Raw genomic sequence first — 21,654 nt, 5'->3', positions numbered from 1 at the left:
TCCTACGCCAACGCCCTCCGCAACCCCGCCAACGCTCCCTCCAGTTCCTCCCGGGTGATGGTCAGGGGCGGGGCCATGCGGATGGTGGAGCCGTGGGTGTCCTTGACGAGGATGCCTTCCTGGAGGAGGCGTTCGCACAGGGTGCGGCCGGTGCCGAGGGAGGGGTCGATGTCGATGCCGGCCCAGAGGCCGCGGGTGCGGAAGCCGGTGACGCCGTGGGTGGACAGGTCTTCCAGGCCGGCGCGGAGGACCTTGCCGAGTTCGGCGGCGCGGGCCTGGAATTCGCCGGTGGCGAGGAGGTCGATGACGGCCGAACCCACCGCGGCCGCGAGGGGGTTGCCGCCGAAGGTGGAGCCGTGCTGGCCGGGGCCGAGGACGCTCATCACCTCGCGGCGGGCCACGACGGCGGAGACGGGGACGATGCCGCCGCCGAGGGCCTTGCCGAGGAGGAGGATGTCGGGGGTGACGGATTCGTGGTCCATGGCCAGGGTGCGGCCGGTGCGGCCCAGGCCGGACTGGATCTCGTCGGCGATCAGGAGGCAGTTCTCGCGCCGGGTCAGATCGCGCACGGCGGTGAGGTAGCCGTCGTCGGGGATGCGGACGCCCGCTTCGCCCTGGATGGGTTCGATCAGGACGGCGGCGGTGGTGGAGTCGATGGCGGCTTCGAGGGCGGGGATGTCGTTGTAGGGGACGACGCGGAAGCCGGGGGTGAAGGGGCCGAAGCCGGCGCGGGCGGTGTCGTCGTCGGAGAAGCTGATGATGGTGGTCGTACGGCCGTGGAAGTTGCCGGACGCCACGATGACGGTGGCCTGGTCGGCGGGGATGCCCTTGACGTCGTACGCCCATTTGCGGGCCACCTTGACGCCGCTCTCGACGGCCTCGGCGCCGGTGTTCATGGGGAGCACCATGTCGAGGCCGGTCAGCTCGGCCAGGCCGGCGGCGAACCCGGCGAGGCGGTCGTGGTGGAAGGCGCGCGAGGTGAGGGTGAGCTGGTCGAGCTGGCGGTGGGCGGCCTCGATCAGGTCCGGGTGGCGGTGGCCGAAGTTGAGGGCCGAGTAGCCGGCCAGCATGTCGAGGTAGCGGCGGCCTTCGACGTCCTCGACCCAGACGCCTTCGGCGCGCGCGATCACCACGGGGAGGGGGTGGTAGTTGTGGGCGAGGACCGGGGCCTCGGACTTGATCAGCTCGGCGGACGAGCGGGGGGTGCCGGGGCGGGCGATACGGGCGGGTGCGGTCATGAGCGGATCTCCTGAGTGCAGCATTTGATGCCGCCGCCGGCCTTGTGGAATTCGGAGAGGTCGACGGGGACGGGGACGTAACCGCGCTCGGTGAGCTGGTCGATGAGGTCGGTCGCGCCGGGCGCGATGAAGACGTGGCGGCCGTCGGAGACGGAGTTGAGGCCGAAGGCCATGGCGTCGTCCCTGGTGGCGAGGATCGCGTGGGGGAAGAGGCGCTGGAGGACCTCGCGGCTGCCGGTGGAGAACGCCTCGGGGTAGTAGGCGATGGTCGGGGCGTCGTCGTCCGGTCCGGCGCTCCCGGCGGGCTCGTCGAGAACGAAGAGGGCCGTGTCCAGGTGGTAGAAGTACGGATCCACCAGGCGCAGGCCGATCGTCGGTACGCCGAAGAACTCCTGCACCTCGGCATGGGCATCGCGGGTCGTGCGGAAGCCCGTGCCGGCGAGGATGTAGCGGCCGGCCGGTACGAGATCGCCCTCGCCCTCGCAGATCGACTCCGGCTGGTAGACGTCGTATCCCGACGCCTTGAACCACGTCGCGTACTCGGTGGACTCCGGGCGGCGCTGCGGCGCGTGGAAGCGGGAGCCGAAGACCTTGCCGGAGAGGGTGAGGGCGGAGTTGGCCGCGAAGACCATGTCGGGGAGGCCGGGGACCGGGTCGACGGTCTCCACCTGGTGGCCGTGGTCGCGGAAGGTGTGGATCAGGGTTTGCCATTGGCGGGCCGCGAGGGCGGCGTCCACCTGGGCGTCGTCGCGCATCCAGGGGTTGATGGCGTAGTGGACGTCGAAGTGTCGGGGTTCACAGACCAGATAGCGCCGGGTGCGCGGCGCACGGCTCGTCGGCACAGAAGCATCCCTTCGCTTCCTGCGCGGTGTGCAGGTGGGGCGGATGAACGGGGTGCCCGGAGATGAAGAGGTGACCGAGGGGTGATGGGAGGTCACTGATCGTCACTCGGGCGACTTCCACGGTACGGAGCGCCCGATTCCGGCCACAAGAAACGAAGGCTGCTTATCGGTGCAGGAATGCTGCGTATGAGGGGCTGTCAGCGCTGGATTGCTGCGCTGTCGGGTGCGGCTGCGGGCGTGGCGGGGCGGCGTGCGCCCGCTTCCGGGCTGTCCGGGAGTAGATGGGACAGCACCATGTAGCTGATCGTCTTGCGGATGAACGGCTCGGTCCTGATCCGCTCCAGGACCTCCTCGAAGTGCTCCACGTCCCTGGCCCTGACGTGCAGCAAGGCATCGGCGCCGCCGGTCACGGTCATCGCGGCGGCGATCTCCGGGTGGTTGCGGACGACCTCCGCGAGGCGGCGGGGCGGTGCGGCGCTGTCGCAGTACACCTCGACGTAGGCTTCGGTGAGCCAGCCCAGCGCGGCGGGTCGCACGGTGGCGGAGAAGCCGGTGATCACGTTGGTTTCGCGCAGCCGGTCGACCCGGCGTTTGACCGCGGTGGACGACAGCCCGATGGCCGCGCCGATCTCCGCGAAGCTGGCCCGTCCGTTCTCCGTCAGGGCCGCGACGATCTGGCGGTCCAGTGTGTCGAAAGGGGCGGCTTTGTTGGGCATGGCGCCACCGTAGCGACCCGTGGGGCGGTGCAGGGGGTGGCGTTGCGCCCGCCCTCGCCCGCAAACTCGCAGGTGATACATCGATGCAGGTCAGATGGGGTGGCGTAACGTCGCCGCAATCTGCGGTGCCTAGCGTCGGTGGGCGTGGATGGCTGTGCGTGGCCGTGACATGGGTGGTGGGCGAGGAGGCTCTGTGGGTGGTCCGAAGCCGGGGGACGGGGACGCGTACGGGGACGGTGCGGCGGCCGGCGAGTCGCTGACGCGGGCCGACCGGGCCCGGCGGGTGGCGCATGTGCTGCGGCGGCAGGTGTTGCGGGGGGCGTTTCCGGGCGGGGTGCTGCCGGACGAGCGGGCGCTGATCGCGGAGTTCGGGGCGTCGCGGAACACGGTGCGGGAGGCGCTGGGGCTGCTGCGCGACGAGGGGCTGGTGGTACGGCGGCGGGGTGTGGGGACGGTGGTGGTCGGGCGGGCGTACGAGCATCCGCTCGGGGAACTGTCCGGTCTCGCCGAGGTGCTGCGGCGCCACGGAGCGGTCGTCAACGAGGTGCGGGAGGCCGGGGTCGTACGGCCGCCGGGATCGGTGGCCCGGCGGCTGGGGCTGGCGGAGGGGAGCCCGGCCGTCTATCTGGAGCGGCTGCGGCGGGTGGACGGCGCGCCGCTGTCGCTGGACTGCACCTATCTCATCCCGGAGGTGGGGGAGCCGTTGCTGGCGCGGGGGAGGGACGCGCTGGAGCGGCAGGACGTCTTCGATCTGATCGAGACCGGGGTCGGGGTGCGGCTGGGGCGGGCCGAGGTGTCCGTTCAGGCCGTGGTCGCGGATCCGGCGACGTGTGCGGTGCTGGCGATGCCCGGGGGCGGCGCGGTGCTGGCCGTCGAACGGCTCACCCGGCTCGCCGACGGACGCCCCGCCGACCTGGAGTTCATTCATCTGCGGGGGGACCGGCTGACCCTGCATGCGACGCTCGACCGGGTACGGGGTACGGGTGCGGACCGGTCCCGCCCGGCGTAGGGGGCGGCCGGTGCGCGGCCCCCGCGCCCTGGTGACCGTGGCCATGTGTCTGTGCGTCACCCTGGTCGTCGGCGCGGTCTCGGCCGTGAACCTGGCCATTCCCCGCCTCTCCGCCGGGACGCTGCACCCCTCCGCGGAGGCGGTCGTCTGGGTGGTGGACGGATACGTCGTCGTCTTCGCCTGCCTGCTGGTGCCCGCCGGTGCGCTGGCCGACCGGCGGGGGCGCAAGGGCACGCTGCTCTGCGGGATGGCGGTCTTCGCGGCCGGCTCGTTGGTGTGCGCGGTGGCGCCGCATGCCGGTGTGCTGATCGCGGGGCGGATGATCGCCGGGGCGGGTGCGGCGGCCGTACTGCCCACCACGCTGGCGCTTCTGGTGGACGGGCCGGCGGACGGGCCGCGCCGCAGGGCCATCGCCGTCTGGGCGTCGATGACCGGGCTCGCCGCCGTACTGGGGAACGTCGGCGGCGGCGCGGCCCTTCAGTACGGCACCTGGCGCACGCTGTTCGCCTGCCTGGTGCCGCTCGCGCTGGCCGCCCTGCTGCTGGTCGCCGTGGTCACCCCGGTCACCGCGCGCCGTCCGCGCCCGGCCGCACCGCTCGGCAGCGCGCTGCTGACCGGCGGATTTCTCGCGCTGCTGTACGGGATCGTGGCGGGGCCGCAGTCCGGGTGGGGGAGTCCGGTGGTACTGGGGACGCTGGCCGCGGCGGGGGTGTTGCTGACCGCCTGGGTGCGGCACGAACTGCGGGTCGCCGAGCCGTTGCTCGACCCGAGGCTGTTCGCGCGCCCCGGTGTGCGCGCGGGGGCGGTGGGCATGGCGGCGCTGTTCACCGGCATGTTCGGGCTCTTCTATCTGAACGGCCAGTATCTGCAGTACGCCAAGGGGTACGGGGCGCTGGGGGCCGGGGTGCGGCTGCTGCCGATGGCGGCGGCGTTGCTGGCCGGGCCGCGGTGCGGGCTGCTGCTGGAGCGGGGGTGCGGGCGGCGCGGCACGGTCGTCGTCGGCATGGGCGTGCTGGCGGGCGGACTGGCCACGGTCTCCGCCGCCGGTGCCCGTACCCCGTACGCGCTCTACGCCCTCGGTGCCGGGCTCACCGCGCTGGGCTGCGGCATCGCCACGCCGCTCCTTTCGCACGCCATGATGGCTGCGCTGCCCGCCGACCGGGCGGGCACCGGGTCCGGACTGCAGAGCCTGGCGCGGGAGTTGGGGAGTGCGCTCGGCATCGCGGTGACGGGGACGATCACCACGGCCGTGTTCACGGCGCGGCTGCCCGCGGTGCTGGCGGGGCCCGGCCATCCGACGACGGTGGCGGCGGCCGAGGCCCGTACGGCGGACGGCCGGGTGCGGGAGGCGGCCGTCGAGGCGTTCACGGGCGGGATGCATACCGCAACTCTGGGGCTGGCCGGGGGAGTTGCGGCCGCGGCGCTGGTGGTCGGGTGGTGGATGCCGAAGGAGCGGTGACCGGCCCTTGACGGCCGGCCACCGCCCCGTCCGTTTCCCGGTTCCTCGCGCTACCGCGGCTCGACGCGCTGTATCTGGGCCTTCCGTACGACCTCCGGCCCCACCTTCGCCGCCCGTTCCACCAGGGCGCGGGCGTCCCAGTCCGTGGGCCAGCCCTCCCACAGCCGCAGCCGGCCGCCGACCACCACCGCGGTGATCAGATCGCGGTTCGCCAGGCGGACGAGTTCCCACTGCAGATCGTAGGAAGGGGTGAGTTCCGGGACGTTGATGTCCACAAGGAGGTAGTCGGCGGCCTTGCCGACGGCGATCTCCCCGGTGACCTTGCCCAGCCCGAGCGCGTCGGCGCTGCGGGACGTCGCATGCTCCAGCCACAGGCGCCCGGCCCCGCACACCGAGTCCCCGGTCGCCAGCCCGACGGTCAGCCGCTGCGCCGACTCCGCCGCGTCGAGCAGCCGGAAGCCGTCGCCCCGGGTGCCGTCGGTGCCGAGTCCGAACCGTACGTCCAGCGCGGCCAGCATGGTGGCCTGGGCGACGGCATTGCCCTTCCAGGCGCTGGCCACGGGGTTGTAGCTGATCGCCGCGCCGGAGTCGGCCAGCATGCGCATCTCCGCCGGGGTGAGCAGGGTGGCGTGCGCACCGAGAACATGCGGCCCGAGGGCGCCGATGTGGTGCAGATAGTCGACGGGGCGGCGGCCGACGCTCTTCAGCGACCGCTCCACGGAGGCGAGATGTTCGTTGACGTGGATCTGGAGGACCGCGCCTGCATCCGCACACAGCTCCGCGGTGTTCTTGATGACAGAGGCGGTGGCGTTCTCGGGGACGGCGATCGCCAGTGACGGATGAATCAGCGGGTGCTTGTCCCACCGCGCCAGGTGCGCGGGCCCGCCCTGCCCATCGGAGACGATTTTGGAGAGCACGCAGCGAATACCGGCCTCCTCGGTGCCCTTCGCCACCGCCGCCACATCGACCGGAGCGCGGGTACCGGCGTCCGCGACGGTCGTGAAGCCGCCGCGCAGCGCGTCCAGGGCGGCCAGTTTCGCCGAGAGATAGGCGGTCTCCTCGTCCAGCGCGTGCTCCAGCGGCTCCCAGATCGTCTTGAAGATCTCCGAGGGCTGGCCGAACGACTGGGCCTTGCCGAAGCTCTGGGTGAGGTGATGGTGGGCGTCGACGAAGCCCGGCATGAGCAGATGGCCGTCGAGGCGCACCGGCCGCAGGTCCCGGTGTGCGGTGATGAGCTGTTCGGCCGGCCCGATGGCGCGGAACTTCCCGCCCTCCACGAGCACGGCCCGGCCCCGCACCGGACCGTCCGGCAGGAGCAGCAGCTCGGGTATCAGCAGCTGCCGGGTGCCGTGGAAGTGTGCGGGCCGCGGCCCGCCGTCCGGCTTCCCCGGGGCGTCGTGCGGGGCGGCGGCGTGCGCCGTGCCCGTACCGCCGATGCCCGATGCGCCCATGAGCCCGCCCACACCGGCCAGAAACCCACGCCGCCCGAAGCCGCTGTGCTGTTCGTTCGCCAACCCGCTCGCCTGCTTCCCGTACTCCGGTACGTGTACGTACCGCTTGCCGACCTCTTGTCGTGCTTGTCGTGCCGATCTCTTGCCGATCCGTCCCCGGGGTGGCCCGACCTTAGGACCGCGCCAGAAGCGGAACAAGGCTTCCGACATGCGGGATTTACGAGGTGGGGAGGCGGGTGGCGCAGCCCTCGGCGGCGTCCGGTGCCGCCCAGGTCAGGGCGCCGGAGCGGGGCGCCGGGGGTGGCGTAACGCCGCCGAAACACGGCGTGGACGCCGGGAAACGGAAGGGAGCTCACCGCGCGGTCCCCAGCTTGTTGCCCGAGTGCCGCATGGGATCCTGGTGCGTCATGCGGCGTCCGCGAGGGTGATGAAGGTGTACCGATGAAACTCTGCTTCCTGGTGGAGGAGCAGTACCGCCACGACGGCATGCCGCTGGATGTGATCCGCCAACTCAGCGCCTGGGGACACCAGGTGGACGTGGTCTGGCCGGGCCGGTCGCTGATCCGGATATCGGAGGCGATCCGGGCGGGCAGCCACGACGCCTGGATCCTCAAGACCGTCTCCGGCGGTCCCGGCCTCACCCTCCTGGAAGCCGCCGCCACCGTCGGCCTGACGACGGTGAACGACGCACGGGCGATCCGGGGCGTACGCGACAAGGCGCTGGCGGCGGTGATCGGACGCCGCAGCGGGCTGCCCGTCCCGGACACCTACGCGGCCGTCCGGCCCGAGGAGTTCGCGGAGCTGCCCCAGGCCGCATACCCGCTGGTGGTCAAGCCCGCTGACGGCAGCTCGGGCCGCGCCGTACGGCTGGTCGCCTCGCCGGACCGGCTGCTGGACCCGGGGTTCGCGGAGGCCGGCCCTGCCGTCGGGGGGCTGCTCATCGCGCAGCCGTACGTCCCCAATTCCGGCACCGATCTGAAGGTGTACAGCGTCGCCGGCGATCTGTACGCCACCGAACGCCGCTCACCGCTGCACCCGGCGCACACCGTCCGCGAACGCCTGGTCCCGCTCACCCCCGAAATCGCCCGGATCACCGCCGAGATCGGCGAGGTCTACGGGCTGGATCTGTACGGCGCCGACATCCTGCTCGGGCCGGACGGACCGGTGGTCGTGGACGTCAATGACTTCCCCAGCTTCCGTCAGGTGCCCGATGCGGTGGCCCGGGTGGGGGAGGCGGTGCTGCGGCTCGCGCGTACGGGCGATGGGCAGGCCCTTGCGGGGTACCCGGCCGTCGTACCGGCTGCCACGGCGACCGTTCCGCCGGCCCGGCCGGCCGCCGCGGTGGGCGGTGCGCTGTGAGGATCTGCCTGGTCACGGCGGATCCGGGGCATCCGCTGCTGGCCGCCACCACCGCGCTGCTGAGCCCCCGCCACCAGGTGGAATTCCTGGACCCCGGGGCCGCCGGACCGCCCGCCGGTCTCGCCGATGTCTACCTCCTCAAGGCACGCACCCCGCGGGCACTGGCCCTCGCCGCCGCCCTGGAGGAGCGCGGGGCGGCGGTCATCAACTCCGCGGCGGCCACCGCGCGCTGCCAGGACCGCGTCGAGATGGCCGAGCTGGCCCGGGGCGCCGGGCTGCCGTTCGCCGAGACCCGGTACGTCCCCGCACTCGCCCGGCTGGCCGCGGACGGCGAACCGCCCGTCCCTCTGGTCATCAAGAGCCGCCACAGCCGCCGCCATGACCTCGTGACCCGCGCCGACCGTGCCGTACAGCTGCACGCACTGGCCGCCGCATGGCCCGACGAGCCGGTGATAGTCCAGGAGTTCACCGCGAACAGCGGCTGGGACCACAAACTGTGGGTGGTCGACGGCCGGCTCTTCGCCGCACGCCGCCGCTCGGAACTGGCCCCGGAGGGGCGCGGCCCGACGCTGCCCCTCGCGGCGGATGACCTGCCCGCGGCCTGGACCGCCGCGACGCTGCAGGTCGGTGAGGTCTTCGGCCTGGAGGTCTACGGCGTGGACATCCTGGACGCCGGTGACGGCGCGCCGCTCATCGTGGACATCAATGCCTTTCCAGGAATCCGCGGACAGGCGGGTGCCCCGGAGGCATTGGCGGAACTGGCACTCCGGGCGGCCGCACGACCGCCGGTGGCCTTTACCAACACCGAGCCCCTTTCGGCAAGTTAATGCCGTTTATTGCCTAGTCTGCGCCGCCCCGGGGTAGTGCTGTGCCGTCAATCCGCCGTGCACGGCAGCCCTGGGGAGAGGTCAGCAGCAATGACACAGCCATTCGAATTGCCGAACTTCTACACACCGTATCCGGCGCGGCTGAACCCGCATCTGGAAGAGGCCCGGAGGCATTCGAAGGAATGGGCCCGCGGCATGGAAATGCTGGAGGGTTCGGGTGTTTGGGAGGAGAGCGATCTCGAGGCCCATGACTATGCGCTGCTGTGCTCGTACACGCATCCGGACTGCTCCGCGGAGGCGCTCTCGCTCGTCACCGACTGGTATGTCTGGGTCTTCTTCTTCGACGACCACTTCCTGGAGAGATTCAAACGGACACTGGACCGCGAAGGCGGCAAGGAATATCTCGACCGGCTCCCGGCCTTTATGCCGATGGACACGGATACGCCCGTACCCGAGCCGACCAACCCCGTGGAGGCAGGGCTGGCGGACCTCTGGGCGCGCACCGTCCCGGCCATGTCGGGGGACTGGCGGGCGCGGTTCCGCGAAAGTACCGAGAACCTCCTCAATGAATCGCTCTGGGAACTCTCCAACATCAACATTCACCGGGTGCCCAATCCCGTCGAGTACATCGAAATGCGCCGCAAGGTGGGCGGCGCACCGTGGTCCGCGGGCCTGGTGGAATACGCGGCCGGGGCGGAAGTGCCGGCCGCCGTCGCCGGTTCGCGGCCGCTGCGGGTCCTCAAGGACACCTTCTCCGACGCCGTACATCTGCGGAACGACCTCTTCTCCTACCAGCGGGAGACGGAGGACGAGGGCGAACTGAGCAACGGCGTACTGGTCCTGGAAACCTTTCTGGGCTGTACGACACAAGAAGCCGCGGACGCCGTCAACGACCTCATCACCTCCCGCCTCCAGCAGTTCGAGGACACCGTGTGCGGCGAACTGCCGGTGCTCTTCGCGGAAAAGGGCCTGGATCCGCAGGCCTGCGCCGACGTTCTGGCGTATGCCAAGGGGCTCCAGGACTGGCAGTCCGGCGGTCATGAATGGCATATGAGGTCCAGCCGCTATATGAACGGCGGCGGGACGGCCGCCACGAGCGGCACCGCCTGGTCGCCGTTCGCCCTCGACGGTCTCGGTACCTCCGCCGCGGATCTGAAGTCCTCCCTGGCCGCCTCCGAGATCCGCCGTCTGCGCCGCTACACCCACACCCCGCACCAGAAGGTCGGGCCGTCGCGCATCCCCGACCTCCATATGCCGTTCACCGCGAGCCTCAGCCCCCACCTGGACGCCGCCCGCCGCAACTGCATCGACTGGGCACACCGAATGGGCCTGCTGGAGCCGCAGCCCGGCGTCCCGCTCTCCGATATCTGGGACGAGCGCATGCTCCTGGGCATCGATGTCCCGCTGGCCTCGGCGGGGATCTACCCCGATGCCACCCCGGAGGATCTCGACCTGATCTCCCATTGGCTGACCTGGGGCACCTACCTGGACGACTACTACCCCGCAGTCTTCGGCCGGACCCGCGACCTGGTCACCGCCAAGGCGACCAATGAGCGGCTGTCGTCGCTCATGCCCCTCGACCCCGCCACCCCCGCGCCCGAGCCGGCCAACGCCATGGAACGCGCCCTGGCCGACCTGTGGGCACGCACCGTCGGCCCCGCGACGGCCGACGCGCGCCGTACCATCCGGGACGCCGTCGACACGATGACGGCCAGCTGGATCTGGGAGCTCGACAACCTGACGCAGAACCGCATCCCCGACCCCGTCGACTACCTCGAGATGCGCCGGGCGACCTTCGGCGCCGATCTCATGAGGGCCCTCGGCCGCATCGGCCATGCCCGCCGGCTCCCGCCCGAGATCTTCCGCACCGGGACCCTGATCTCCCTCGAGAACGCCGCCGCCGACTACACCATGCTCCTCAACGACGTCTTCTCGTATCAGAAGGAGATCGAGTACGAGGGCGAGATCCACAACGGCATCCTGGTCGTCCAGAACTTCTTCGCCTGCGACTACCCGACGGCCCTGGCCGTCATCAACGATCTGATGACCTCCCGTATGCGGGAATTCCAGCACGTCGCGGCCAATGAACTGCCCATCGTCTGCGACGACTTCACGCTGTCGGCGGACGCCCGCGCGTCTCTCGACGGCTACGCGCGCGCACTGGAGAACTGGATGGCCGGCAGCCTCGTCTGGCACCGCGACTGCCACCGCTACCGGGAGTCCTTTCTGCGCCACCGCTCGGGGGCGCAGGCCCGGTTCGCAGGGCCCACGGGACTGGGCACTTCGGCCGCGCGGCTGCTGCAGTCGCTCGGCGCTCCGGTGGGGTAGTGCCCGAACGCGGTGGAACCGGCGGCGCGTTGGGGAATACCCCGGCCCCGTCGCGCGCTGGCGACTGTGCACAGCACGTACTGACCAGGGCCCAGGGCCCATGACCTACGGGGGAACCGTGAGCGAGACCCGCACCGTCGTCGAAGAGTTCTACCGTCTCCTCGCCGCCGGCGAGATCGACGCACTGGGCGAGCTCTTCGCCGACGAGATCGCATGGGACATCTACGGAGCGAAGGAGGTGCCCTGGACGGGCCGGCGCACCACGCGCGCCGAGGCCGTCGAATTCTTCACGTCGCTTCCCGACCATCTTCAGCTGGAGAACTTCACGGTCTCCCGCATCCTCGTCGACGGTGCCGACGCCGTCGCCCTCGGGGACATGAGCCACGTGGTCAAGGCCACCGGGAGGACCTTCGCCTCGCCCTTCGCCTTCCACCTCACGGTCGAGGCGGGGAAGATCACCCGCTATGTCACCTTCGAGGACAGCCTGGAGCTGGCGCGGGCGTTCGGGGCGGTCTGAGGCACGGTCGCGCCGTCATCCCGGGAGACAGACGACGGTGACCCGCTGCACCAGGTTGTTGCCGAAGCCGCCGCGGTTCCAGGGCGGGGCGGTCGGCTGGGTGCGGCCCTCGGCGTCGGTGGCGCGAGGGGTGAGGTGGTGGGTGCCGGGGGTGGCGGGCCAGGTGGTGTGCCAGCGGCGCCAGGACCAGGGGTGGGCGGGGTCCGGCAGGGCCAGCTGGGCGGGGCGCCAGGTGGCGGCGTCGTCAGCGCTCAGCTCCACCCTGGTCACCGGCGCGTGGCCGGACCAGGCGCGGCCCTCCAGGAGGACCGGACCGGGGTGGACGACGCGGGTGCGGGACATGAAGTCGGGGAAGCCCGGCGGGATCAGCAGGGCGCGGGGTGCGATACGGGTGACGGGTTCGCCGGGGGCCTCGGGGGTCTGGCGGTAGCGGTAGGCGGTGGCCTGCTGGAATCCGGTGAACGGGGTGCGGGTGAGGGTGATGTCGCGCAGCCACTTCACGTGCGCCATGCCGTACCAGCCGGGCACGATCAGACGGAGCGGGTAGCCGTGCTGGGGCGGTAGCGGGGCGTCGTTCATGGCGTAGGCGACGAGCACTTCGGGGCCGTCGGCGGTGGCGACCGAAAGCGGCAGGCTGCGCTGGTAGTCCTGCTCCACGCCGCGCTCGAGGCCGTGATCGGCGCCGGTGAAGACCGCTTCGACGGCGTCCGGGGCCACGTCGGCGGCGGCGAGGAGGGTGCGCAGCGGTACGCCCGTCCACTCGGCGGTGCCGACCGCCTCGAGCAGCCACGGCTGGCTCACCGGGCGCGGCGAGAGAAGGGCCCGGCCGTTGCCCGCGCATTCCAGCGTCACGCGGTGGGTGGCCGAAGGCAGGGACATCAGCGTGTCCAGGTCGAGGGACAGGGGGTTGCGGACGCGGCCCCGTACGGTCAGCCGCCAGGCGTCGGCAGCGGCGTCCGGGATGTCGTAGTGGATCAGCACGTAGTGGAGGCCGGCCGGGGTGATGTCGTAGCGCAGCGCCTCCAGGGGGAGGCCGTGGTTGCGGGTGGCGAGGGCGAGTTCGTCCTGGCCGAGGGCCTCGTGGGGAGCGGCGAGGCGGGCCGGCGGGCTGATCGCGGTCAGGGGCGCGGCAGGGCCGTGGCGCTCGTTCGCCGTACCCGCGCCGCCCGTGCCCCCGTGCTGCACGCCCATGTCTCCATGGTGCGCGCCCACGGCAGGGTGCGCGCCCTCGCCCCGGCCCGGAATTGCGGCGTCCGGCGACCGGCGGGACGCTGGAGACAGCAGCCCTGCGGGGCTTGCCCTGGGCGGGTTGCGGTCGATACCGGCAGCTCGTTGAGGGAGTTGTGCGCCATGGACGGCACCACTGCGGAAGAGATGCGGGCCGCGCTGCGCGGGCCGGTCATAGGGCCCCAGGACCAGGGCTACGCCGAGGCCCGCACGGTCTACAACGCGATGATCCACCGGCGGCCGGCCGCAGTGGTGCGATGTTCCGATGCGGCGGATGTGATGGCCGCGGTCGACTTCGTCCGCGACCACGGCCTGGAACTCGCCGTACGGGGAGGCGGGCACAGCGGAGCCGGCCTGTGCGTCCAGGACGACGCCGTCACCCTCGACCTGTCGCCGATCCGCTGGGTCCGCGTGGATCCGGTGGCGAAGACCGCGCGGGTCGGCGGCGGCAGCCTGCTCGGCGACGTCGACCACGCCGCGCACGCCTTCGGCCTGGGCATTCCCTCCGGCATCGTGTCCACGACGGGCGTCGCGGGCCTCACCCTCGGCGGCGGGCACGGTCACCTCACCCGCAAATACGGCCTGACGGTGGACAGCCTGGTGGGCGCCGACGTGGTGCTGGCCGACGGCAGCTTCGTCACGGCGAGCGCCACCGAGCACCCGGATCTGTTCTGGGCGCTGCGCGGTGGCGGCGGGAACTTCGGGGTGGTGACGTCCTTCAATTTCCAGCTGCGGCCCGTGCACACCGTGGGTGTGGGGGTGACGCTGTGGCCCGTCGACCAGGCCCGCGAGGTGCTGCAGTGGTACCGGGACTTCCTCCCCGCGGCGTCCGAGGACCTGAACGGATTCTTCGCGCAGCTGGTGGTGCCGCCTGCGCCGCCCTTCCCGGAAGACATCCACGGCCACAAGATGTGCGGCGTGGTGTGGTGCTGGACGGGCGACCTGGCCGCCGTGGAGACGGCGCTCGCGCCGCCGGACGGCCCCGGGGCGCCGACCTTCCACTTCGCGGCGCCGATGCCGTATCCGGCGCTGCAGACGATGTTCGACGAGCTGATGCCGCCGGGGCTGCAGTGGTACTGGCGCGGGGCGTTCTTCGACCGGATCTCCGATGACACGATCGGTGTGCACCTCAAGTACGGGGAGAACATCCCCACCGATCTGTCGACGATGCACCTCTACCCGGTCAACGGCGCCGCGGCGCGGGTCGGCAAGGACGACACGGCATGGGCCTACCGGGACGCCGTATGGTCCGGCGTCATCGCGGGCATCGACCCCGACCCGGACAACGCCGAGACCATCAGGCAGTGGGCGGTCGACTATTGGGAGGAGCTGCATCCGCATTCGATGGGCGGGGCGTATGTGAACTTCATGGGGACGGGGGAGGGGCACGACCGGGTCCGGGCCACCTACCGGGACCACTACGACCGGCTGGCGGGCGTGAAGCGGACCTACGACCCGGACAACGTCTTCCACGCGAACCAGAACGTGACGCCGGCGGACGTGCCGTAGCGGGCCGGGTGTCCTGCCTCGTGCCGGAGAGAACGGGCCGTGTCCGGCGCGGGGTTGAGGTGTGGGGGCGGCTGGCTCAGGACGTCGGGGCGGCCGTGGCGGAGGCGCTGCAGTGTTGATGTTGTGTCTGGTTTGGCACGATACGTTCTATGACCGATCTCTCCGCGCATGCCGCAAGGATTCCGATCGACGCCGACGGGCGGCTGGGCCCCGTGAGCCACCACCCCGGCTTCCGGGACCGCCGCTATCTGGAGAGGCGCAATTCCCTCGCCGCGCTGGCGAGCGAGCATGCGCCGGGGGACGCCTCCCCGCCGGTCACCTACACCGAGACGGAGCACCGGACCTGGCGCACGGTCCATGCCGCGCTGGGTCCCGCCCACCGGGACCACGCGTGCCGCGCCGTACTGGACGCCCGGGAGGACGCGGCGATCCCCGCCGACCGGATCCCGCAGCATGCGGAGGTGGGGGCGCATCTGCGGTCCCGTACGGGCTTCGACTTCACCCCGGCCGGCGGGTTCGTGCCCAACCGGCGGTTCCTGGGGTCCATGGAGCGCAGCTTCTTCCACGCGGTGCAGTTCGTGCGCCATCCGGCCGCGCCGCTCTACACCCCCGAGCCGGATGTCATCCACGACGTGTTCGGGCACGGCGTCCACCTGGCGTCCCCGGAGTTCGCCGCCCTCTACCGCCTGATCGGGCGGGCCGCCGGACAGGCCCGTACGGAGGCGGCCCTGGACCTGCTCAGCCGGGTGTACTGGTTCACCCTCGAGGTCGGGGTGATGACGGAGGGCGGCGCGGTCAAGGCGTACGGCGCCGCGCTGCTGTCCTCGTACGCGGAGATCACCCAGCTGGCGCGGAACGAGATCCGGGAGCTGGACATCCAGGACATGGCGCGCACCGCATACGACGTCACCGGGTACCAGCCGGTGCTGTTCAGCGCGCGGTCCATGCGGCATCTGGGCGATGTGCTGGGCCCGTTCTGCGAGGAGTTCGATGACGAGACGGGCCCGCGGCTGGGAGTGACGGCGGCGCCGCGCAGGGCGGGCGGCCGGCCGTAGGGTCCACGGGCATGGAGGCTCCGTACCGCGACCCCGACCCGCATCTGCGCGACGCCCTGGCGGCACTGGCCGGCCCCGTCCCCCGCACCCGTGACATCGCCGCGGCCGAGCTCGGCGACCGGCTGCGCGGCGGATCCCTGCCCCAGGCGGCCGCCGAGCTGGTGGTCTCCCGCCTGGTCGGCCGCACCGTCGGCGAGCCGGACCGCGGCGTGCGCGAATCGGCGCTGCATTCCGTCGGCGAGGCCTGCATCGACTACGCGTTCCCGCTGGAGCTCTTCCTGCCCCTGGTGCCCGGCATGGCCGGCATGGACCCGGAGCTCCTCGGCCACACCCTGGGCATCCTCGGCTCGACCCGGAACCCGGCGGCGGCCCCGCTGGTGCGGCCCTTCCTCGGCCATGCCGATGCCTGGGTGCGGGAGGAGGCGGCGTCGGCCCTCGAAGAAGTGACTAGTAGCCCTGCCGGGGCGTGAGCTCCATGAGCGTGGTGCCGCCCGGCAGGGCGAGGACGGCGAGGTCCGCGTCGCCGGCGTACCAGGCGCCCTGCTCCATGGCCGGGTGCCAGCGGCGCCGGTGGACGGGATTGCGGGCCGACAGGACCTTGGGCGCGCCCTTCGTCTTGCGGACCGGCTCGCGCGCGGCGGGCCCGCCCGTGGCGTGGCCGGTGCCGCGGTCCAGCTGGACGGGCACCCCGTACGGGTCCTTGGCGCCGGAGTGCCGGCGCGCCGCGGGGATCGGGTGCCAGACGTCGCTCCGCAGGACGTCGCGGATACGGCGCAGGCAGCTGAGCGAGCTGAGGCGGAAGTAGAGGATGAAGAGATACGAGAGGAACAGCAGGGAGCCGAGTCCGCCGGTCACGTTGTGCTCGGCCTTGGCGGAGAGGCCCAGTTCCGGGCTGACCAGGGCGAGGGCGACGAACAGAGCCGTCCACACCACCGAGAAGAGGGTCAGGCTCCACCGCACCCTGCGCCGGGTCCTCCTCCAGTCCGCCTGGGTCTGCGGGTGGTCGAAAGCCGCCTCGCCCGGGGCGAGTTGCTGCGTCCTCGCCTTCCGGGCCGCCCGGCCCTGGAACCGCTCCCGGGCGGCCTGAATCCGGGCTTCTTCCATGGGGGTCCTCCTTGGATGCGGCCGGGCGTGCCCGCTCCTCAAGAGGCAAGCGCCGTCAGGAGTTTACTTATACATTACGTGCTACCGGCCGATGCCTTGAAGGAATGTCGGTTCTGCCCTGCATGCGTTGCTTATTCGGCGAGTTCGCCGCCCGTTTTCCTTCGCAGGGATTCACAGGCAATCGCAGGGAATCGCTGGGATTCGCAGGGAATCGCTGGGAAAGCCGTCGCTGCAAGCGGACGGAGAAATGGGCGACTTAGGGCGGCAGGGCGGCAACTTCGCCGGTGACCAGCGCCGTTGCGCCCGATTTCGGCGGTCGGCGGCGACTGATGGCCGTACCGGACGGTAACTCGTCATTTGCCTTCCGGTGTCCCCGGGCGGGATAGCATCGGTAGAGGTCACCGACCCGCCGAAGCCGCTGATCAAGGCACCGATAAAAGGCACCGATAAGGCACCGATCATGGATCCAGCTGCCGCGCCCTCGCCCTCGCCACCGCCGCCCCGCACCGGCATCAGCCTCCGTCATCTGCTGATGTCGCTGGGCGAACCCTTGGTGGAACTGCAGGCCGCGCCCGCCGGGCTGGACGTGGAGATCCGCAGCGTGGCGCTGCTGGACCCCGAGGATCCGCCCGCCGCCCGTCCCGGCGCGCTGGTCCTGGCCATAGGGGCCCGGGGCCGTGCCGCTCTTCCCGCGGTGCGGGTCGGCGGGCGGGACGGGGCCGCCGCGGTCGCCGTGAAGCTGGACGTTCCCGGGCAGGCCGCCGCCCTGAGCGACGCCGCCGCCGAGGCGGGCGTGGCGCTGCTGTCCGTACGGCGGGACGTGCGCTGGGAACAGGTGGACGCGCTGGCCCGCGCGGCGCTCGAGGATGCGCCGTCGGGGGGCAACGGTGAGGCAGGCGGGGAAGGGGACCTCTTCGCGCTCGCCCAGACGACCGCCGTGCTCACCGGGGGCATCGTCAGCATCGAGGACACCACCACCCGGGTGCTGGCGTACTCCCGCTCCAGCGACTCCGACGAGGTGGACGATCTGCGCCGGCTGTCCATCCTGGGCTGGCAGAGCCCGGAGGAGTATCTGGCGCGGCTGCGCGAGTGGGGCGTCTTCCAGCGGCTGCGCGCCTCGGACGAGGTGGTCCACATCGACGGCGATCCGGAGTCGGGCATCCGCCGCCGACTGGCGGTGGCCATCCGGTCCGGGGAGCGGCAGCTGGGCATCATCTGGGTGCAGGAGGGTTCGGCGGCGCTGGCCGAGCATGCGGACCAGGCGCTGCTGGGGGCCGCGCGGGTCGCCGCGCTCCATCTCGTACGCCGCCGCCGGGAGCTGTCCGCCGATCTGACGCTGACCCGGACCCTGGCGGCCGGACTGCTGGAAGGCAGCACGGGGCCGCAGCCGCTGGCGACGCATCTGGGGCTGGACCTGGCCCGGCCGGCGGCCGTGCTCGGGTTCTCGTACGGGAGCGGTGCGGACACCGCGTCCGGGGTGTCGGAGCTCTCCCGCACCGAGGTCGGCAATCTGATCTCGGTGCACACCGCCGCCCGGCACCGCAGCGCCCTGGTCACCCAGGTCGATGCGCGGATCTACGTCCTGCTGCCGCAGCTGCCGCGCAGCATCGACGTCGGCACGCTGCGCGGGTGGGGGCAGGAGATCAGCGAGGCCGTGTACCGCCACCTGGGGCTGTCGCTGCGCGGCTCGGTCGGCTGCATCGTGCCGGGGCTGGGCGGCGTTCCCGAGTCGCGCCGGGAGGCGGACCGGATCCTGGACGCCATGGTGCGGGTCGGCGTCGACACCACCGTCGCCGCGTTGCCGGACATCCAGGCGGAGGTACTGATCAGCGAACTGCTGGCGCTGCTGGCCGCGCACCCCGATCTGCGCGACCCCCGGCTGACCGCCCTGGTGAGCTACGACAGCCGCAGCCAGGGGCAGCTGGCCGAGACCGTCCTGGCGTATCTGAACGCCTTCGGGGACGTACGGGCGGCCGCCGCCGAGCTGCATGTGCACCCCAATACGCTGCGGTACCGGATCCGCCGGGCCGAGGAGCTGACCGGGCTGGATCTGAGCCGTCCGGATCAGCGGCTGCTGGCGATGCTGCAGCTGCGGTTGCCGGCGGCGGGCTGAGGCGGCGGTGCCGAGGCGGGCCCGGCAGTCCGTCGCCGTTTCATCCCTTCTGGCCATTTAACTGACTCCAAAGTGGGCAATATGGGGGATGTGCCACCATGCGCGCTTTGAATCGTTTGTGTGGCTTGTGGCTGACGGGGTGGATGACGGGCTGGCGATGAAGACCTCACGAGACGCCCTGCCGGGCGGGGCCGGCCAGGCATGTGACATGGCGAAGGCGGCCACGGCCGAACTCGACGCACAGGGGCGGGTCGTCTCCTGGACGCTGGCGGCGGAGCGGCTGCTCGGCTACCGGGCCGCGGAGATCCTCGGCCATCCGGCGACGGAGCTGCTGGCGGTGCCCGGGGACACGGCACGGGCGGCCGCCGTCGCCCGGTGGTGCCGGTCGGGCGACGGCTGGGGCGGCTCGGTCGCCGCGCGCCACCGGGACGGCCGGGAGCTGCAGCTGGCGGTGCAGGTGACGCCCGTCGTCAACGGCGTCGCCGAAGGCGCGGGCCGGGAGCGGTGGTCGGTCCTGGCCCTGGAGGAGTGGCGGCTGCCGGGCGGCGGCGTCAACCAGCTGATGCTGGAGCCGTTTCTGGCGCATGCACCCGTCGGCATGGCCGTACTCGACACCGATCTGCGCTACGTCTGGGTCAACGACGTACTGGAGCGGCTGATCCCCCTGGAGCGGCGGCTGGGGCGCACGGTGCACGAGGTCCTGCCGAAGCTGGAGGCCGAGGCGTTCGAGGAGCGGATGCAGAAGGTCCTGCGGACCGGATCGCCGGTCATGGACTACGAGTTCCGCAGCCCCACCTACGCCGACCCCCACCAGGAGCGCGCCTACTCGGCTTCCTTTTTCGTTCTGGAGGACCCGCAAAGCCGCCGCGTCGGCATCTGGTACATGGTCATCGACGTCACCGCACGCTGGCGGGCCCAGGAGGGCCTGGCCCTGCTCAACGCCGCCAGCGCCCGCATCGGCAGCACCCTCGGCATCACCCGCACCGCCCAGGAGCTCGCCGATGTCGCCGTACCGCCGCTCGCCGACTTCGTCGCCGTCGACCTGCTGGACTCGGTCATCAGGGGCGAGGAGCCGGTCCCCGGGCCGGTCGGCGGCGCCCCCGTCCTGCGCCGCTGCGGACAGCAGTCGGTCAACGAAGGCTGCCCGGAGGCGGCGCTGGCCATCGGAGAAGCCGTTCCGCGCGACCCGTCGTCCCCGATAGCCCGCTGTCTGCTCGAGGGCGAGTCCCAGGTGGAGGCGGATCTGGACCTCGAGCACAGCGCCTGGGTCAACGAGACCGCGGAGCGGGCGGCGGTCGTCCGTTCCTTCGGGTTCCGTTCGGTGATGGTGGCGCCCATCAAGGCCCGCGGCATCACCCTGGGCGCGGCGACGTTCGCCCGCTCGAGCCGGCTGGGTCCGTTCGTGGCGGACGACGTACGCCTCGCCGAGGAGCTGGTCGCCCGCGCCGCGGTCTGCGTCGACAACGCCCGCCGCTACACCCGTGAGCGCACCGCCGCCCGCGTCATGCAGCGCAACCTGCTGCCCCACGAACTGACCGGGGGCTCCGCCCTGGAGGTGGCGTCCTGGTACTTCCCGGCAGACACCCCCAGCGGTGTGGGCGGCGACTGGTTCGATGTCATCCCGCTCTCCGGTGCCCGGGTCGCCCTGGTCGTCGGGGACGTCGTCGGACACGGCATCGACGCCGCGGCCACCATGGGCCGGCTGCGCACCGCCGTCCGTACCCTCGCCAATCTCGATCCCCCGCCGGACGAACTGCTGGCCCGCCTGGACGACCTGGTCATCGGCCTGCTCGAGACGAGCAGCGCGGATGCGACCGCCGAGGCGGAGAACGCCGGCGTGGCCGCCACCTTCATGGGCGCCACCTGCCTGTACGTGGTGTACGACCCGGTCAGCCGGAAGTGCACCATGGCCCGGGCCGGCCACCTCCCGCCCGCGGTCGTCGGCCCCGACGGCACCGTCGACTTCCCGGAACTGCCCGCCGGTCCGCCGCTCGGCCTCGGGGCGATGCCCTTCGAATCGGTGGAGCTGGAGCTGGCCGAGGGCAGTCTGATCACGCTCTACACCGACGGCCTCCTCGAGGCCTGCGACCAGGACATCGGTGTCGGCCTGTCCCGGCTGCGCGGCGCCCTCGCGGTGCCCGGCGCGTCCCTCGAGGAGACCGGCGGCACTGTCGTGAGGGCCCTGCTGACCGGTCCGCCGTCCGACGACGCGGCCCTGCTCCTGGCCCGTACCCGGGTCCTGGACGCCCACCAGGTCGCCTCCTGGGAGCTGGCCGCCGACCCTGCCGTGGTCGCCGGCGCCCGGACGCTCGTGGACCGCAAGCTGACGGAATGGGGCATGGACGGGCTGGTGTTCACCACCGAACTGATCGTCAGTGAACTGGTCACCAACGCCATCCGCCACGCCACCGGACCCGTCACCCTGCGCCTGATCCGCCAGCCTGCCCCCGACGTTCTGATCTGCGAGGTCTTCGACGCCTCCAGCACCTCGCCGCGGCTGCGCCATGCCCGGACCACCGACGAGGGCGGGCGCGGGCTGTTCATCGTGGCGCAGCTCACGCGGCGGTGGGGGACGCGGTACACGCCCACGGGGAAGATCATCTGGGCGGAGCAGGGGGCGGGAACGCAGCCGCGGATCGCCTGAGGTTCCGTCGCCCCGGCTCCGTTCATCCGGCATTCCGCTGCTGGTCGCGCCGCTGTCGCACGGGGATGATCGGATGCCGAACCGATGCGGAGGAGGCGGCGGGCACGCCGGTCACCGGGCCGCGAGCCGCATCGCCGGCCGATCCGCATTGGCCGACAGAACAGCCATTGAGGGCTAATTTGTCGGGCCGGACAAATACGCCGTCGCGGATCGCCGCATACGCTTACGCAAATCCCACACCGGACGTGATGCGGCT

Annotated in this window: 17 protein-coding genes; 11 read left to right on the top strand and 6 right to left on the bottom strand. The window is 71.9% G+C overall.

All coding sequences use genetic code 11. The annotated features are described in order from the left end of the window. Positions 1–2: 2 nt before the first annotated feature. From rocD to ADL29_RS25535, 3 genes are all read right to left on the bottom strand, one after another. Positions 3–1,238 carry an ornithine--oxo-acid transaminase gene (gene rocD / locus ADL29_RS25545; protein ID WP_053925935.1) on the bottom strand — a complete coding sequence of 412 codons (1,236 nt, stop codon included), beginning with the start codon at positions 1,236–1,238 and terminating at the stop codon, positions 3–5. Continuing rightward, on the bottom strand, positions 1,235–2,080 hold the full coding sequence (gene ddaH / locus ADL29_RS25540) for a dimethylargininase (protein WP_053925934.1): 846 nt from the start codon (positions 2,078–2,080) through the stop codon (positions 1,235–1,237). The genes rocD and ddaH overlap by 4 nt, the downstream gene beginning before the upstream one ends. Before the next feature lie 197 nt (positions 2,081–2,277). After that, positions 2,278–2,796 carry an Lrp/AsnC family transcriptional regulator gene (locus tag ADL29_RS25535; protein ID WP_046926869.1) on the bottom strand — a complete coding sequence of 173 codons (519 nt, stop codon included), beginning with the start codon at positions 2,794–2,796 and terminating at the stop codon, positions 2,278–2,280. Positions 2,797–2,989: 193 nt separating this feature from the next. On the opposite strand from ADL29_RS25535, the gene ADL29_RS25530 reads away from it, so the two are divergent. Both ADL29_RS25530 and ADL29_RS25525 read left to right on the top strand, forming a co-directional pair. Next, a complete protein-coding gene (locus ADL29_RS25530) occupies positions 2,990–3,805 on the top strand; it encodes a GntR family transcriptional regulator (protein ID WP_245689630.1) in 816 nt (271 codons plus the stop codon). 10 nt (positions 3,806–3,815) lie between these two features. Beyond that, positions 3,816–5,264 carry an MFS transporter gene (locus ADL29_RS25525; RefSeq protein ID WP_245689629.1) on the top strand — a complete coding sequence of 483 codons (1,449 nt, stop codon included), beginning with the start codon at positions 3,816–3,818 and terminating at the stop codon, positions 5,262–5,264. Between the two features lie 50 nt (positions 5,265–5,314). Here the strand turns inward: ADL29_RS25525 and ADL29_RS25520 are convergent, their stop codons facing one another. Continuing rightward, positions 5,315–6,715, bottom strand: a complete 1,401-nt coding sequence (locus ADL29_RS25520; protein ID WP_078971288.1) for an amidohydrolase family protein — start codon at positions 6,713–6,715, stop codon at positions 5,315–5,317. A gap of 441 nt (positions 6,716–7,156) precedes the next feature. On the opposite strand from ADL29_RS25520, the gene ADL29_RS25515 reads away from it, so the two are divergent. The 4 genes from ADL29_RS25515 to ADL29_RS25500 all read left to right on the top strand — a co-directional run bounded on the left by ADL29_RS25515 (position 7,157) and on the right by ADL29_RS25500 (position 11,746). Further along, positions 7,157–8,074, top strand: coding sequence for an ATP-grasp domain-containing protein (locus ADL29_RS25515; RefSeq protein ID WP_053925932.1), 918 nt, complete (start codon positions 7,157–7,159; stop codon positions 8,072–8,074). Beyond that, positions 8,071–8,901, top strand: a complete 831-nt coding sequence (locus ADL29_RS25510) for an ATP-grasp domain-containing protein (RefSeq protein ID WP_053925931.1) — start codon at positions 8,071–8,073, stop codon at positions 8,899–8,901. Before ADL29_RS25515 ends, ADL29_RS25510 begins: the two co-directional genes overlap by 4 nt. A 90-nt stretch (positions 8,902–8,991) precedes the next feature. Then, positions 8,992–11,229, top strand: a complete 2,238-nt coding sequence (locus tag ADL29_RS25505; protein ID WP_053925930.1) for a terpene synthase family protein — start codon at positions 8,992–8,994, stop codon at positions 11,227–11,229. Between the two features lie 118 nt (positions 11,230–11,347). Further along, positions 11,348–11,746, top strand: a complete 399-nt coding sequence (locus ADL29_RS25500; protein WP_078971287.1) for a nuclear transport factor 2 family protein — start codon at positions 11,348–11,350, stop codon at positions 11,744–11,746. 15 nt (positions 11,747–11,761) lie between these two features. Here the strand turns inward: ADL29_RS25500 and ADL29_RS25495 are convergent, their stop codons facing one another. Then, positions 11,762–12,937 carry a sulfite oxidase gene (locus ADL29_RS25495; RefSeq protein WP_078971280.1) on the bottom strand — a complete coding sequence of 392 codons (1,176 nt, stop codon included), beginning with the start codon at positions 12,935–12,937 and terminating at the stop codon, positions 11,762–11,764. Between the two features lie 159 nt (positions 12,938–13,096). On the opposite strand from ADL29_RS25495, the gene ADL29_RS25490 reads away from it, so the two are divergent. The 3 genes from ADL29_RS25490 (at position 13,097) to ADL29_RS25480 (ending at position 16,007) form a co-directional block, all read left to right on the top strand. After that, positions 13,097–14,482: an FAD-binding oxidoreductase gene (locus ADL29_RS25490; protein ID WP_053925928.1), complete on the top strand. Its 1,386-nt coding sequence runs from the start codon at positions 13,097–13,099 to the stop codon at positions 14,480–14,482. 149 nt (positions 14,483–14,631) lie between these two features. Further along, the gene (locus tag ADL29_RS25485) at positions 14,632–15,537 is read left to right on the top strand and encodes a phenylalanine 4-monooxygenase (RefSeq protein WP_053925927.1); all 906 of its coding nucleotides are present in this window, start codon (positions 14,632–14,634) and stop codon (positions 15,535–15,537) included. Between the two features lie 11 nt (positions 15,538–15,548). After that, on the top strand, positions 15,549–16,007 hold the full coding sequence (locus tag ADL29_RS25480) for a HEAT repeat domain-containing protein (RefSeq protein ID WP_245689628.1): 459 nt from the start codon (positions 15,549–15,551) through the stop codon (positions 16,005–16,007). Here the strand turns inward: ADL29_RS25480 and ADL29_RS25475 are convergent. Continuing rightward, a complete protein-coding gene (locus tag ADL29_RS25475) occupies positions 15,985–16,641 on the bottom strand; it encodes a hypothetical protein (RefSeq protein ID WP_053925926.1) in 657 nt (218 codons plus the stop codon). The genes ADL29_RS25480 and ADL29_RS25475 overlap by 23 nt on opposite strands. A gap of 460 nt (positions 16,642–17,101) precedes the next feature. On the opposite strand from ADL29_RS25475, the gene ADL29_RS25470 reads away from it, so the two are divergent. Together ADL29_RS25470 and ADL29_RS25465 are read left to right on the top strand one after the other, a co-directional pair. After that, positions 17,102–18,754 (top strand): PucR family transcriptional regulator, encoded by a 1,653-nt coding sequence (locus ADL29_RS25470; RefSeq protein ID WP_078971279.1) that lies wholly within the window; start codon positions 17,102–17,104, stop codon positions 18,752–18,754. 157 nt (positions 18,755–18,911) lie between these two features. Further along, positions 18,912–21,398 carry a SpoIIE family protein phosphatase gene (locus ADL29_RS25465; RefSeq protein WP_053925924.1) on the top strand — a complete coding sequence of 829 codons (2,487 nt, stop codon included), beginning with the start codon at positions 18,912–18,914 and terminating at the stop codon, positions 21,396–21,398. Positions 21,399–21,654: the final 256 nt, after the last annotated feature.

This window comes from Streptomyces chattanoogensis (genome assembly GCF_001294335.1).
Taxonomy (GTDB): Bacteria; Actinomycetota; Actinomycetes; order Streptomycetales; family Streptomycetaceae; genus Streptomyces; species Streptomyces chattanoogensis.
This window is presented reverse-complemented; position numbering and strand designations above follow the sequence as displayed.